Source organism: Exiguobacterium sp. E4787, assembly GCF_018618375.1.
Classification (GTDB): Bacteria; Bacillota; Bacilli; order Exiguobacteriales; family Exiguobacteriaceae; genus Exiguobacterium; species Exiguobacterium chiriqhucha.
Map to the genome: position 1 here is coordinate 1 of NZ_JACSLY010000009.1, position 12,974 is coordinate 12,974.

Sequence of the window (12,974 nt, forward strand, 5' to 3'; positions counted from 1 at the left end):
AGCTGAATGATACTAATCGGTCGAGGCTTTGATCTAGTCTAAGGTTTGTGTGAATTGATGAGTCTTCAGTTTTGAGAGAACAATCTCTTAAAAAATATTGACGTTATGACTAAATAATGTTAATATAATACTTGTCTGGTGGCGATAGCGAAGCGGCCACACCCGTTCCCATGCCGAACACGGAAGTTAAGCGCTTCAGCGCCGAAAGTAGTTGGGGGTCTCCCCCTGTGAGGATAGGACGCTGCCAGGCAAGATCGTTCCGCAATAGCTCAGTGGTAGAGCAACCGGCTGTTAACCGGTAGGTCGTAGGTTCAAATCCTACTTGCGGAGCCACTTTTCTCTTTTTGGAGAGCTGTCCGAGTGGCCGAAGGAGCACGATTGGAATTCGTGTAGGCGGCAAAACCGTCTCAAGGGTTCGAATCCCTTGCTCTCCGCCAGTTTTTCAATCAATAGTATGGCCCGTTGGTCAAGCGGTTAAGACACCGCCCTTTCACGGCGGTAACACGGGTTCGAATCCCGTACGGGTCACCATTTAAATTTTATATCGTCGCGGGGTGGAGCAGTCTGGTAGCTCGTCGGGCTCATAACCCGAAGGTCGTTGGTTCAAATCCAGCCCCCGCAATTAGTGTGGTCCTGTGGTGTAGCGGTTAACATGCCTGCCTGTCACGCAGGAGATCGCGGGTTCGAATCCCGTCAGGACCGCCATTTTTTCAATTAAATTACTACATACATGGCTTTGTAGCTCAGTTGGTAGAGCAAAGGACTGAAAATCCTTGTGTCGGCGGTTCGATTCCGTCCAAAGCCACCATGTGGGGGGGTAGCGAAGTGGCTAAACGCGGCGGACTGTAAATCCGCTCCCTCGGGTTCGGCGGTTCGAATCCGCCCCCCCCCACCACTTAGGGGCATAGTTTAGCGGTAGAACTACGGTCTCCAAAACCGTCAGCGCGGGTTCGATTCCTGCTGCCCCTGCTTTCTAATATAATTATGGCGATTGTGGCGAAGTGGTTAACGCACCGGATTGTGATTCCGGCATTCGAGGGTTCAATTCCCTTCAGTCGCCCCATTTTATTGGGCTGTAGCCAAGTGGTAAGGCATCGGATTTTGATTCCGACATGCGTAGGTTCGATCCCTTCCAGCCCAGCCATTATGCGGAAGTAGTTCAGTGGTAGAATACGACCTTGCCAAGGTCGGGGTCGCGGGTTCGAATCCCGTCTTCCGCTCCATTAAATTTGGCGCCATAGCCAAGTGGTAAGGCAGAGGACTGCAACTCCTCTATCGTCGGTTCGATTCCGACTGGCGCCTCCAACATAATATGCCGGTGTGGCGGAATTGGTAGACGCGCACGACTCAAAATCGTGTTCCTCTGGAGTGTCGGTTCGACTCCGACCACCGGTATCCGTAGATCCTAGCTGAGGCTAGGGTCTTTTTTGTATGTGAAAGTTTAAAAATAAAGGGAAGTGAGCGATGCGTAAGGAATAAGCAAGGAGTGTACGATTGTGCAAGGGGACGAAGAGGGAAGTACATTGCCGACAGATCAAATCGCTCAAACTTTTATGAGGTTTGCTACAAACGAGTGTAGAGGTTCGAGTGTTCTTTATGAATCATTGTCGAACGAGATAGCGACAGACGTATCGATTCTCACATTATGTGAACAAGCCAATTCGGGACAGCCTGTTCCAAACTTGTTGTTTGGGGCAGTCCATTATCTGCTCTTGAGTGGGCACCAGCATCCATTAGGCGACTATTACCCAAGCGTGGCCATTGAAGCGAAAAAGGTAGATGAAGGACTATTTCCGAGTTTTCAACAATTTTGCACGACTTATGAAACTGAGTTGGTTGCTCTCTTACAGACTAGGCTCGTTCAAACGAACGAAGTGAGACGATGTGCGTATTTATATCCAGTGTTCGGTATGATTTCTAGATACTCAAAGCAACCGTTGGCTTTAGTAGAGATTGGTACGAGCGCCGGTCTACAGCTCCTATGGGATTAGTACAGCTATCGATATGACGACAGCGAACTGGTCGGGAACGTCACGTCATCTCTCGAGATTTCAGCGGAGGTGATTGGCGAAGGAAGACCTCGACTGAATCTACAGCTTCCTCCAGTCCGGGAACGAATCGGGTTCGATTTGAATATCGTCGATTTGACCGATGCAGATGAAAAATTGTGGTTGAAGGCTCTCATCTGGCCGGAACATGAAACTCGTCTAGAACTATTTGAGCAGGCGAGCGCGTTGGTCGGGTCACAACCATTGGAGTTGATTCAAGGGGATGGAGTTCAATTATTAAAACCACGGGTCGATTCAATTGATCGGGATACCATCGTCTGTATTTTCCATACACATGTGGCGAATCAGATGCCGCTTGAAACCAAGCATGAGCTTTTATATCAAGTCGACTTGATAGGTGAGAATCGGGACGTCTGTCACATCTATAATAATGTCCAAGACAAGCTACTCCACCTCGATCTTATTATCGACGGCAGAAAGAGTGAGTTCGTGCTCGCCGAAACGGATGGGCATGGACGTTGGTTCAACTGGTTGTTACCACCAGAAGCGCAAGAAAGTCTTCAGCGAAGACTCAGTAAGCTCTAACCTCAGTTAGAGCTTTTTAAGATCAATGAAAAAAAGAACCATCACGGAGATGATTCTTCATATGACGTGTACGTCGATTCATTCAATGTGTTCAAGTATTCTGGTCCGAAGTTGTTCAAAATAAAGAGGTCTTCTTCGTTCTTGGTAGCTAATCCGTTCGAGAAACCTCTACTCGCTTGGAGAAAGTCCAATAAGCGATCCTGTTCCTTGTCAGCTAGAGTGAAGTCACCTTGTGACCAGTGATCAAGCATCGTTTTCAACTCGGCGTACATTCGATCATCTATTTTAAATTTAGTTTTAAGAGCTCCAAGTATTCAGCTGACTGTTGAATGTTCTGTGTTGTCATCGGAATCGCTACCCATTTGGAACGGGCTGATATTTTTTGATGTGTCATCAAGTGCATGCTTTTGATCAATTCAGTTCGATTTGGTTTCTCTTCATTGAAAGAGACCTATAATTCAACGCGAGTCTTTGCGGTGGAGTTGCCTCTGCGGTCTAATGGGTCTTCCTTGAATACTTCGATTTGTAGTTCTTTGACGCGGTTTACGTATTTGTCATCAAGATTCTCATTCTCGACACCTTGACTTAAGTTTTTATAAAACGTGTAGCTGATCCAAAAAACTGGAATGAGCAAGATGAGGACGCTCGTCGTGATGATGAGTCGCTTCAGGGTAAATACCTGTTTCAGTTTTTTGAACAATATCATTGCCTACTATCTGTACATAGTTGGATTTAACACACTTCAAATGCTATTAATCCCATATAAGGAATTTATATGGAAAAATAGATAAAAAAACAAAAAAATGATTTGATAACTCATTTGGAATGAACGATTTTCCTTCTGTGATGTGATATAATTACCTGGTAATAATATTTTATGATGAATAAATTTTAGTGACGGTCACGTTGCTCGTCAATCTCATAGTGCATTTGGTTTCATATTTCATTTTTGTTGTCGTTATCGCTATTTGCAATTGAGGAGGAAGTTGTACATGAGTAAAGAAAAAATCGCCCAGCTCCGAAAGCACGTCTCGCCGTTTGAAAAGGCCGACGTGAAGAAGAGCGTCCGGCAGATGATCAACACGATCTTGCCGTTTCTTGCAGCCTGGATTCTTGCCTATCAGGCGCTCCAAATCTCGGTCTTCTTGACCATCCCGCTCGCCATCGTCGCAGCTGGCTTCGTCGTCCGGATGTTCATCATTTTCCACGACTGTACGCACGGTTCGTTTTTCAAGAATAAGAAGGCGAACGCCATCGTCGGGACGATTATGGGGATTCTAACGTTGTTCCCATATGAGAAATGGAAACGAGAGCATTCGATTCACCATGCTTCGAGTGGTAACTTGGACAAACGTGGCGTCGGTGACATTTGGGTCATGACGATTGAAGAATACGTCGAGGCATCGAGATGGACTCGATTGCAATATCGTCTATACCGTAACCCGCTCGTCATGTTCGGTCTCGGCCCGTTGTTCTTGATTCTTATCACGAGCCGTTTTAATCGGAAAGATGCGCGTAAAAAAGAACGGAACAACACATATCTCATTAACTTGTCGCTCGTCGTGCTCTATGCGCTCGTCATCGCGCTCGTCGGTTGGAAAGCGTTCTTGATCGTTCAAGGCACGACGATGTTCACAGCCGGTGTCCTTGGAATCTGGTTGTTCTACGTACAGCATACGTTCGAAGACTCATATTTCGAGGACGAGAGCGAGTGGGACTATGTGAAGGCTGCCATCGAAGGAAGCTCGTATTACGAGTTGCCGAAAGTGTTGCAGTGGGTAACCGGGAATATCGGTTTCCACCATGTTCATCACTTGAGCCCGCGTGTACCGAACTACAACCTTGAACAAGCCCATACGTCGACGCCGCCGCTCCAAAAAGCGACGACGATTGGTCTATGGTCTAGTTTGAAGTCGCTACGCTACAAACTGTACGATGCTCAGAACAAGACGTTCGTCACGTTCCGCGATATTAAGCACTTGCTTCGGGAACCGAAGACGTCATCGTTGTGACGCACATTCCTGCCGACTTTGTCGGCAGGATATTTTTATATCGCCACAGCTATCTTATATTGAGATATGATTTAAAGAAGATAAATAAGGGAACTAGATGTACTCAGACAATAAACGTATAGACTTGATAAGCCATCAAAGAAATTTCTTTAAAAGTGTTGACTTCCGAAAGGTATAGATGTATATTGATTGTAGTCGCTTTTACAGCCGACTCATATGAACCATGCGGGTGTAGTTTAATGGTAAAACCTCAGCCTTCCAAGCTGATGACGAGAGTTCGATTCTCTTCACCCGCTTCATCATCTCTCTGCCGACTGGCGGGGAGATTTTTTGTATGCGAAAATAGGCATGAAAGAGGTGATTCGATGAATGGGATGACCCCGGAAACACTTAAGCAGAAGATTGTGGCGTACGCAACGACAATTGGGATTGACGAGTTGAAAGTGACGACGGCCGACCCGTTCATCGTCATGAAGCAACGTCTCGTGAAGCAGCAAGAAAAGGGATTAGCTTCGGGGTTCGAGGAGCCTGACTTGGACAAACGGACGACACCGACGCTGCTACTTGAAGAAGCGCAGTCGATTATTGCAATCGCTATCCTGTATCCGAGCAAATTGAAGGACGCGCCGCGAAGTGTGGCCGATGAGCGCCGCGGTTTGTTCGCCCGGGCATCGTGGGGGCTCGACTACCATCGCGCTGTCGGCTCGAGACTCGAACATTTGCAGGCGTATATTGAACAGCTCGTCCCGGGCGTCCGGACACGCTCGATGGTCGATACGGGAGAGCTTGTCGATCGGGCGGTGGCCGAACGGGCCGGAATCGGCTTCAGCGGCAAGAACTGTTCCATCATTTCGCCCGAGAAGGGGTCGTACCTCTACCTAGGCGAGATGATCCTGGACACATACTTACCACCGGACGAGATGATTGAGGACGGGTGCGGAGAATGCACGAAATGCATGACGGCATGTCCGACGACGGCGCTCATCGAACCGGGTGTGCTCGACGCAAAACGTTGCATCGCCTATTTGACGCAAATGAAGACACTCATGCCACGTGAGTTCCGCTCGAAGCTCGGCGGACGGCTATACGGCTGTGACACGTGCCAACAAGTCTGTCCGTATAATCGGAAGAAGGACTGGCGTCATCATGAAGAATTGCTTCCGGAAGCGGAAATCGTCAAACCGTTGCTCGTCCCGCTCTTGAATATGAGCAATCGCGAGTTCAAAGCAAAGTTCGGTCATCTGTCTGGCGCATGGCGCGGGAAAAAACCGATTCAGCGAAATGCAATTCTAGCGTTGGCCCATTATCGGGAACCGTCAGCCGTGCCGGTGCTCGAAGACTTCATCCAACAGGATGAGCGCGAAGACATGCGGGCGACAGCCGTCTGGGCGATCGGGGCGATTCTCGGAGCCGAAGCCGAGACGATTTATCAACAGATTGAGTCGACGGAGACGTCGGAGCTCGTACATGAAGAGATTCGATTATTCCGAGAGGAGTGGAGTCATGAAGACCGTGTCATCTAAATGGGGAACGTTAGCCTATGAATTGAACGCCGATGGAAAGCTATGTGCGTTAGACTTTGCGGAGACGGAAGCGGATGATGGTTCGGCACCAGCTTGGCTGACCGAACTGATTGAACGTGTCGAACAATACGGGCTTCAATCGTCTGACCGCGAGTGGATTGAGATGCATGGGACCGTCTTTCAGCAAGAAGTATGGGATGCGCTCTTAACGATCCCGTTCGGAGAGACGCGGACGTACAAACAAATCGCCGAACAAATCGGACGACCAAAAGCGGTTCGTGCGGTCGGTCAGGCACTGAACCGGAATCCGTTGCCTGTCATTTTCCCGTGCCACCGGGTCGTCGGTAGCGGGGGGCAATTGACCGGTTTCGCAGGCGGTATTCATCAAAAACAACGATTACTTGATCTCGAACAAGTGAAGTGAGGAGTAGATTATGGCAATCCATGTAGTAATGTTCCAACCAGAAATCCCGGCGAATACAGGTAACGTCTCGCGCACATGTGCCGCGACGAATTCGGTGCTTCATTTGATTCGTCCTTTAGGTTTTTCGACAGACGATAAAATGCTCAAACGCGCCGGGCTCGATTATTGGCAGTTCGTAGACGTACGGTATCACGATTCGCTTGACGAACTGTGGGCCAAGCACCCGGACGGAGAGTTCTTCTACATTACCAAGTACGGGGAACAGTACCCGAGTGACCTCGACGTGTCTGCGGTCGACAAAGACTATTTCTTCGTCTTCGGACGCGAAACGAAAGGGTTGCCGATGGAAGTCATCGAGAATAACCTTGACCGTTGCATCCGCTTGCCGCAATCGAACCTCGTACGATCGCTCAACGTCTCGAACACGGCGGCGATTATCGTCTATGAGGCGCTCCGCCAACAAGGATATGCTGGGTTGAAATAAAAAAAGAGCCGGATTCGTGAGAATCTCGGCTCTTATTGATTACCTTCAGGTTTTCTGTTGTATCCAGCTGTAAAGATAGCTGCGAGGAAGACGACGCTGATTCCGACCATTAGTAACAAACCCATCTGAAAATCCCCCTTTTGTTCTCCGTGACTACAAATATTATAATATACTTGATAATAGATTTGCACTGAATATGAGAAATTCTTGTGAAATTGGAGCCGATATGAAAACAAACGTGTACTTGTTAAGCTATGCCCCGTTGATTGGGATTATTCTGTTCTCGATGTCGCTTGCGATCGCCACGAGCGAGTATGTGATTCAATGGTTGACCCGTGTCGGTGTCTACAGCGAGATTATCGCGCTGTTGTCCGTCCAAGAGTCAAAAGTGCTCGTGCTCGTCGTGTTCTTTACCATCTACTTCATGCTGTTCAGCGCCTTCAAGCTCGTGGCCGACACGTTCAATCAACTCGGATTCGCCTTCTTCGCGCGTGAGACGAACGGCAGCTCGCTCCATCGTCTCAAGCCAGGGGCGACGATTTTCTTGGTCGGATCGGGAATCAGCTTCTTGTTCCTGAACTCGCTCCTTGCCGTCATCGCGGTATTGCTCGGCACATTCGTCCTCTATTTGTTCTATTACATATGGCAAGTCAGTCAGTTGATGTCGACGTTTCGGGCGATCGGTCTGCTCTTGATTCAAGCGATGATGTGGGCCATCTTGTTGAGCGGCCTCGCTTGGGCGATGCTCCGCTTGTTTAACTCGGTCGGGGATATCATCCTATGACGGTGAACATGACGATTCCCCTCATGCCGACCGAAGAAGTCGTCCGGGCATGGATGAGATCGATGGTGCCACCGATGGACTTGTTCATGGCGGATGAGAGCCTGGTTGCGCTACTTGGCACAGATGCGAACGTCTTGATTGTCCCGCGAGCGGAATTCAACGTCCATCCGTCTTATCGGGATATTCGACTCGCCAACGCCTATACGTATTGGACCATCGACCGCGAGGCCGCCTTTGTCTTGCATGCGCCACCTGGTTGGATTGCGACATTACCGCCAGCAGTGAGGAGCGAGTTGCTTACCTATCAAGTCACGGTTGGACGGGGGCTCGTTTTCCCGGCGGCTGACATGGAGATCGATTCGTTGGCGACTTCGATTGTGACGGTAAACGGTGTGCCGTATCTCATCTTACATCAGTCAGCCTTTCAGGTGATGCCAGACGAGATGTGTCGTCAACTGACGTTTGAGTACGCCAAAGCCTGGGACGAGTGGACGGCGAGTTCTATTCCCGATACTTGCCCTGACCATGTGCGACGTTTTGCCAACACTTTCCCGGTCACGTCAGGCAGCAATTGCCTCGCGGCCACGCTGTTCGCGGTGACCGGTGCCGAATGGATGGCCACGCAATGGCTCCATCCTGGCACGTTCCTCCAGACACTCGGTCAGGCCGGTTACATGAGAACCGATTCGGGACTGACCGAACGAGGGGACGTGCTCACGTTCGTCGATGAGGCAGGGCGGGTCCAACACGCGACGTACTGCATCGGCGCCGGGATCTTCTTCAACAAGAACGGACAGACGCTGTTCAATCCGTGGAAACTGATTCAACAACATGAACTGTTCGAGGCATGGGGAAATTACACGTGCCATACGTATCGACGATTATAAAAAGCCAGGGACAGCGATGTCCCTGGCTTTTAGCGATGCGCCTCCGTCCAAACGATAGCAGGATAGGCTCGGTTGGCGAGCTCCGGGAACGGCCGCGGCGTGTCGGCGCCGAGCCAGATGGCCGTGATCGTCTCATCGGTTAAGCCGACGTACCACATGTCTTTATGCGAGTTCGTCGTGCCGGTCTTTCCACCGATATAAGGCGCTTTGATTTGGTTGGCGTAACGTCCTGTCCCGTATGTGGTGACAGCGGACAACGCCTCCCGCATCGTCGTGACGGTCGCTTTCGACCAGACGGCTTGCTTCGTCATACTTGGCGTGATTGTAACTGCGCCCGACTCGAAGCGAATCTGTTTAATCGTCTGGCCGGACACGTACACGCCTTGGTTGAGAAACGGGGTATAGGCGGCGGCGAGCTCTTTGGGCGACACGCCTTGGGTCAACCCGCCGAGTGCGCTGGCGAGACTGTTATCGGTCTTAGCGTCCCACTGGCTGAACATCATGTCCGCCGTCGTATACGCTACTTCTTGATCGATTGCGGTGAAGGCGGCGAGCGCCGGCGTGTTGTAGGAATATGCGACCGTATCACGGAACGATACATCACCGAGGACACGATTTCCGCTATTCGTCGGACAATACGTCCCGTAACATACCGGCCGACCGTCGAGGATGGTATCGAGTTTCGCTCCGGTCTCTTCTATATAGGGCGCAAACACGAGGACAGGCTTGATGGCCGACCCAGGTTGGCGGAACGCTTGCGTGGCCCGATTGAATTCACCCGATTGGGTCATCTCTGAATCGACGAGGGCGATGATGCGTCCGTTCGGCGTCAGCTCGGCATAGCCGCCGTTCAAACCGTTCGGCAATTTCGTCATGACTTGTTTCGCCTGTTGTTGCCGGGCGACGGACAGATGCGTCTCGATTGTCGCTTGATTGATCGCCAAGTAGTCTCTGGCGGCCTCTTCATCGAGGTCGTAACGCGAGCGGACGAGTCGGATTGCCTCTTTCATGACCGTATCCATATAATCGGGATATCGGACGACGTGTTGACGATACGTCGCCGTCAGCTTCACCCCGTGATGCGTCTCATACGCTTGTCTCGATATGACGCCGGCATCACGGAGCTGGGTGAGGATTCGATCTTTACGCTCATAAAACGATTCCGATGGATCGAGCGGATCATATAAAGATGGATTGTTCGGAACGGTTAACAGGAAAGCGATTTGATTCCAGTTCAAATCTTCGAGCGGACGAGCGAAATACGTCTCGGCCGCCGCTTGAATCCCGTAAACGTTATGTCCGAAGAAGATGACGTTGCTGTAGGCCGTCATAATTTCTTTTTTACTATATTGTTTTTCAAGTGCCCGGGCGAGCAATAATTCCTTCACTTTGCGCTCGTAAGTCCGCTCGTGCGTCAAATAGACGTTCCGGGCGAGCTGTTGGGTGATTGTGCTCCCGCCCTGGCGCGAGGATTCATTGGCGTTATTGATGAAAGCCCGAGCGATACCGCCGAGGTCATATCCCGGATGGGCGTTAAACTTGCGGTCTTCGATGGTCATGATGGCTTCACGGAGGTGGGCCGGAAAGCGCGCGACAGAGACGTCATCGCGACGACCGTTCAAATAGAGCCGTTCCGTCCCGCCTTTGTACGTCAACGTGACGGCATGTTTCGACGCGAGCGGGGTCGCGTTGACCGTCTTTTCACCCCACGTCATAATCTGTTTCGCTTGCTCAATCTCTTCTTTTAACGCTCCGCTGATCGTCCCGCCGACGGCTAACAGTCCAGCAAAAAATAGTGTCCCAATCCACGCTCGCATCGTCTCACCTCTCTCTTCATACATTATATCGTCAATCTTTCAAAAAAATTCAAAATGTAAACGTTATCATATAATAATTTGGGCAGGAATACATTAGGAAATAGAGAAAGAGGGTAATAGATGATTATATTATGAATTTAGGAGGCTGTACTATGAAGCAAGAAATGGTTGCGATGCTCCTCGCAGGAGGAGAAGGGAAACGACTCGGGCCTCTCACACGGAAGACAGCAAAGCCTGCTGTCAACTTTGGGGGGAAATACCGGATCATTGATTTTCCATTATCGAACTGTACCAATTCGGGAATCACGACGGTGGGCGTGTTGACACAATATGAGCCGCTAGAATTGAACCGTTACCTAGGCATCGGGTCAGCCTGGGACTTGGACCGCCGCAACGGAGGCTTGGCCATCTTACCGCCATACCAAGCACAGTCGGGAAAAAACTGGTACGAGGGTACGGCCAATGCGATTTATCGGAACTTGAGCTATATCGACGACTACAATCCGGAGTACGTGCTGATCCTATCGGGGGATCACATTTACAAGATGGACTATGAGAAGATGCTCGATTTCCATAAAGAGAAGCAAGCCGACGTCACGATTTCGGTCATGGAAGTTCCATGGGACGAGGCGCCGCGCTTCGGGATTTTGAATACGAGCGATGATCTTCGCATCAATGAGTTCGACGAGAAGCCAGAGAAGCCGAAGAGCAACTTGGCCTCGATGGGGATTTATATCTTCAACTGGAAAGTACTTCGGGAGCATTTGATTCAAGACGCAGAAGATGAGACATCAAGTTTCGACTTTGGTAAAAACATCATTCCGAACACACTCCTTGACGGCTTAAACGTGTTCGCTTATAAATTCAAAGGCTACTGGAAAGACGTTGGAACAATCCAATCGCTTTGGGAAGCCAACATGGACTTGCTCGAAGAAGATCCACCGTTCGACCTTTACGATCCGAACTGGAAAATCTATTCGGTCAACCCGAACCAAACACCGCAATTCATCGGGAAAGATGCGTGTGTCGAACAGTCGGTCATTAACGAAGGCTGCCAAATCGAGGGCGAGGTCCAACATTCGGTCTTGTTCTACGATGTACGTGTCGGTGAAGGCTCGCTCGTCAAAGACTCGGTCATCATGCCGGGAGCACGGATTGGAAAAGATGTAACGATTCATCGAGCAATCGTCGCGAGCTGTGCCGTCATTCAAGACGGGGCGACAGTTGGCGAGCCGGGTGGTGAGATCGTTGTCATTGAACCACATGAAAATATCGAGAGCGGCACAGTCTTCAAACAACGTGTTTGATTTAAAAAAAGACCGACGCAAGGAGGCGTTACTGTTGACGAATGATTTGTTAGGGGTCATCAACTTAGGAACTGAAGAGGGCTTATTTCCTGAATTCACGGGGCACCGCAATTTAGCGGCTGTCCCGTTCTCAGGGCGTTATCGCCTAATTGACTTTACATTAACGAACATGATCACCCAAGGTATCAACCAAGTTGGTATTTTCACACTTGATAAATACCGTTCACTCATGGACCACTTGGGATCAGGGAAAGAATGGGATTTAGACCGCTCACAAGGTGGCCTGCACATCTTCCCGCCGGCACTCAAGCCTGACGGAGAAGCATACCTCGGCGATTTGGCCAACTTCTCGATGCACCGCGAACATTTCGTGCGCAGCAAGCAACCGTATGTGGTCATCACAGGTTCGAACGTGTTGACGACAATCGATTTCCAAGACATGCTCGAGCATCACAAATCGATGGGGGCGGATATCACGCTTGCCTATACGGGCCATGAACAGAAATGTGGCTATTGCCGTCCAATCCGCCTCGGCGAGAATGACCGTGTCGTCGGCATCGGTGAGCGCGGATACAGCCCGAGCGATGAGTATACGTATACGGAGACGATTGTCATGTCGAAAAACCTGTTCCTTCGTCTCGTCGATGAAGCGACATCAAAAGGAGAGTACGACTTGCTCGACGGTGTCATCCGTCCGCAGCTGCACCGCCTTCACGTTCACGGGTATCACTATACTGGCAAAATGCAGGTGATTCACTCTGTACTTTCATACTATAATGAGAGTATGCGCTTACTTCGTCATGAGGGAATCATTTACGACTTCCCGCACATCTATACGAAGATTAAACATGAGCCGCCGACGCGCTATTTGAACGGGTCGAAAGTGAATGAGGCGCTCGTCGCGAACGGGTGTAAAATCAGCGGCGAAGTCCAAAACAGTATTCTCTTCCGCGGTGTCGTCGTCAGCGAATACGCCCGCGTCAAAAATTCAATCATTCTATCCAAATCGATCATCGAAGAAGGTGCTGTCGTCGAGAACGCCATTTTAGATAAAGAAGTGGTCGTCAAACGAGGACAAGTCATTCGTGGTACGGTCGATGAGCCGATCGTAATCGGAAAACGGACAACGGTGTAAGGGGGAT

At 50.0% G+C, this 12,974-nt stretch carries 11 protein-coding genes, 14 tRNA genes, 1 rRNA gene and 1 pseudogene; 24 read left to right on the plus strand and 3 right to left on the minus strand.

Annotation, left to right across the window (positions count from 1 at the left end; all coding sequences use genetic code 11):
* Positions 1 to 134 precede the first annotated feature (134 nt).
* The 15 genes and pseudogenes from rrf to KNP80_RS10825 all read left to right on the plus strand — a co-directional run bounded on the left by rrf (position 135) and on the right by KNP80_RS10825 (position 2,594).
* Positions 135 to 250: ribosomal RNA gene (gene rrf / locus KNP80_RS10755) — 5S ribosomal RNA — on the plus strand.
* An 8-nt stretch (positions 251 to 258) separates the two neighbouring features.
* Positions 259 to 333, plus strand: a tRNA-Asn gene (locus KNP80_RS10760).
* A 13-nt stretch (positions 334 to 346) separates the two neighbouring features.
* A tRNA-Ser gene (locus KNP80_RS10765) sits at positions 347 to 437 on the plus strand.
* A gap of 19 nt (positions 438 to 456) precedes the next feature.
* Positions 457 to 531, plus strand: a tRNA-Glu gene (locus tag KNP80_RS10770).
* Positions 532 to 548: 17 nt separating this feature from the next.
* Positions 549 to 622: transfer RNA gene (locus KNP80_RS10775), tRNA-Met, on the plus strand.
* 7 nt (positions 623 to 629) lie between these two features.
* Positions 630 to 705: transfer RNA gene (locus KNP80_RS10780), tRNA-Asp, on the plus strand.
* A gap of 27 nt (positions 706 to 732) precedes the next feature.
* Positions 733 to 808, plus strand: a tRNA-Phe gene (locus tag KNP80_RS10785).
* Positions 809 to 811: 3 nt separating this feature from the next.
* Positions 812 to 895: transfer RNA gene (locus KNP80_RS10790), tRNA-Tyr, on the plus strand.
* A 3-nt stretch (positions 896 to 898) separates the two neighbouring features.
* A tRNA-Trp gene (locus tag KNP80_RS10795) sits at positions 899 to 969 on the plus strand.
* Between the two features lie 18 nt (positions 970 to 987).
* Positions 988 to 1,063: transfer RNA gene (locus tag KNP80_RS10800), tRNA-His, on the plus strand.
* A gap of 6 nt (positions 1,064 to 1,069) precedes the next feature.
* Positions 1,070 to 1,144, plus strand: a tRNA-Gln gene (locus KNP80_RS10805).
* A gap of 4 nt (positions 1,145 to 1,148) precedes the next feature.
* Positions 1,149 to 1,223 (plus strand) — tRNA-Gly (locus tag KNP80_RS10810).
* Positions 1,224 to 1,231: 8 nt separating this feature from the next.
* A tRNA-Cys gene (locus KNP80_RS10815) sits at positions 1,232 to 1,305 on the plus strand.
* Between the two features lie 9 nt (positions 1,306 to 1,314).
* Positions 1,315 to 1,395 (plus strand) — tRNA-Leu (locus KNP80_RS10820).
* A gap of 158 nt (positions 1,396 to 1,553) precedes the next feature.
* Positions 1,554 to 2,594: pseudogene (locus KNP80_RS10825) on the plus strand (DUF2332 domain-containing protein).
* Positions 2,595 to 2,635: 41 nt separating this feature from the next.
* Here the strand turns inward: KNP80_RS10825 and KNP80_RS10830 are convergent.
* Both KNP80_RS10830 and KNP80_RS16005 read right to left on the minus strand, forming a co-directional pair.
* Positions 2,636 to 2,845 carry a hypothetical protein gene (locus KNP80_RS10830; protein ID WP_214834747.1) on the minus strand — a complete coding sequence of 70 codons (210 nt, stop codon included), beginning with the start codon at positions 2,843 to 2,845 and terminating at the stop codon, positions 2,636 to 2,638.
* Between the two features lie 29 nt (positions 2,846 to 2,874).
* A complete protein-coding gene (locus KNP80_RS16005) occupies positions 2,875 to 2,997 on the minus strand; it encodes a DUF6241 domain-containing protein (RefSeq protein ID WP_353047996.1) in 123 nt (40 codons plus the stop codon).
* 589 nt (positions 2,998 to 3,586) lie between these two features.
* On the opposite strand from KNP80_RS16005, the gene desA reads away from it, so the two are divergent.
* The 7 genes from desA to KNP80_RS10865 all read left to right on the plus strand — a co-directional run bounded on the left by desA (position 3,587) and on the right by KNP80_RS10865 (position 8,708).
* Positions 3,587 to 4,606 carry a Delta(5) desaturase DesA gene (gene desA, locus KNP80_RS10835; protein WP_214720467.1) on the plus strand — a complete coding sequence of 340 codons (1,020 nt, stop codon included), beginning with the start codon at positions 3,587 to 3,589 and terminating at the stop codon, positions 4,604 to 4,606.
* Positions 4,607 to 4,831: 225 nt separating this feature from the next.
* A tRNA-Gly gene (locus tag KNP80_RS10840) sits at positions 4,832 to 4,902 on the plus strand.
* 78 nt (positions 4,903 to 4,980) lie between these two features.
* Positions 4,981 to 6,129 carry a tRNA epoxyqueuosine(34) reductase QueG gene (queG, locus tag KNP80_RS10845; protein WP_214834781.1) on the plus strand — a complete coding sequence of 383 codons (1,149 nt, stop codon included), beginning with the start codon at positions 4,981 to 4,983 and terminating at the stop codon, positions 6,127 to 6,129.
* Entirely contained in the window at positions 6,110 to 6,553 is a 444-nt protein-coding gene (locus KNP80_RS10850; RefSeq protein ID WP_214720468.1) for a methylated-DNA--[protein]-cysteine S-methyltransferase, read from the plus strand. Before queG ends, KNP80_RS10850 begins: the two co-directional genes overlap by 20 nt.
* 10 nt (positions 6,554 to 6,563) lie before the next feature.
* On the plus strand, positions 6,564 to 7,037 hold the full coding sequence (gene trmL, locus KNP80_RS10855) for a tRNA (uridine(34)/cytosine(34)/5-carboxymethylaminomethyluridine(34)-2'-O)-methyltransferase TrmL (protein WP_021066740.1): 474 nt from the start codon (positions 6,564 to 6,566) through the stop codon (positions 7,035 to 7,037).
* A gap of 226 nt (positions 7,038 to 7,263) precedes the next feature.
* The gene (locus KNP80_RS10860) at positions 7,264 to 7,821 is read left to right on the plus strand and encodes a DUF5366 family protein (RefSeq protein WP_021066738.1); all 558 of its coding nucleotides are present in this window, start codon (positions 7,264 to 7,266) and stop codon (positions 7,819 to 7,821) included.
* Positions 7,818 to 8,708, plus strand: a complete 891-nt coding sequence (locus KNP80_RS10865) for a hypothetical protein (RefSeq protein WP_214720469.1) — start codon at positions 7,818 to 7,820, stop codon at positions 8,706 to 8,708. Before KNP80_RS10860 ends, KNP80_RS10865 begins: the two co-directional genes overlap by 4 nt.
* 29 nt (positions 8,709 to 8,737) lie before the next feature.
* Here KNP80_RS10865 and KNP80_RS10870 read toward each other — a convergent pair whose 3' ends face one another.
* Complete coding sequence (locus KNP80_RS10870; protein ID WP_251130380.1) at positions 8,738 to 10,525, minus strand: transglycosylase domain-containing protein; 1,788 nt, start codon at positions 10,523 to 10,525, stop codon at positions 8,738 to 8,740.
* A 152-nt stretch (positions 10,526 to 10,677) separates the two neighbouring features.
* Here KNP80_RS10870 and KNP80_RS10875 point away from each other — a divergent pair, with 152 nt between their 5' ends.
* Positions 10,678 to 11,832, plus strand: coding sequence for a glucose-1-phosphate adenylyltransferase (locus KNP80_RS10875; protein ID WP_214720471.1), 1,155 nt, complete (start codon positions 10,678 to 10,680; stop codon positions 11,830 to 11,832).
* Between the two features lie 34 nt (positions 11,833 to 11,866).
* Positions 11,867 to 12,967, plus strand: coding sequence for a glucose-1-phosphate adenylyltransferase subunit GlgD (gene glgD, locus KNP80_RS10880; protein WP_214720472.1), 1,101 nt, complete (start codon positions 11,867 to 11,869; stop codon positions 12,965 to 12,967).
* The last annotated feature ends 7 nt before the right edge of the window (positions 12,968 to 12,974 follow it).

What these genes read in the sequence shown, in the direction of transcription:
- KNP80_RS10860 (WP_021066738.1), top strand. Translation starts at nt 7,264, where the DNA reads ATGAAAACAAACGTGTACTTGTTAAGCTATGCCCCGTTGATTGGGATT.
- KNP80_RS10875 (WP_214720471.1), top strand. Translation starts at nt 10,678, where the DNA reads ATGAAGCAAGAAATGGTTGCGATGCTCCTCGCAGGAGGAGAAGGGAAA.
- KNP80_RS10870 (WP_251130380.1), bottom strand. Translation starts at nt 10,525, where the DNA reads ATGCGAGCGTGGATTGGGACACTATTTTTTGCTGGACTGTTAGCCGTC.
- desA (WP_214720467.1), top strand. Translation starts at nt 3,587, where the DNA reads ATGAGTAAAGAAAAAATCGCCCAGCTCCGAAAGCACGTCTCGCCGTTT.
- trmL (WP_021066740.1), top strand. Translation starts at nt 6,564, where the DNA reads ATGGCAATCCATGTAGTAATGTTCCAACCAGAAATCCCGGCGAATACA.
- KNP80_RS10830 (WP_214834747.1), bottom strand. Translation starts at nt 2,845, where the DNA reads ATGCTTGATCACTGGTCACAAGGTGACTTCACTCTAGCTGACAAGGAA.
- queG (WP_214834781.1), top strand. Translation starts at nt 4,981, where the DNA reads ATGACCCCGGAAACACTTAAGCAGAAGATTGTGGCGTACGCAACGACA.
- KNP80_RS10865 (WP_214720469.1), top strand. Translation starts at nt 7,818, where the DNA reads ATGACGGTGAACATGACGATTCCCCTCATGCCGACCGAAGAAGTCGTC.
- KNP80_RS10850 (WP_214720468.1), top strand. Translation starts at nt 6,110, where the DNA reads ATGAAGACCGTGTCATCTAAATGGGGAACGTTAGCCTATGAATTGAAC.
- KNP80_RS16005 (WP_353047996.1), bottom strand. Translation starts at nt 2,997, where the DNA reads ATGCACTTGATGACACATCAAAAAATATCAGCCCGTTCCAAATGGGTA.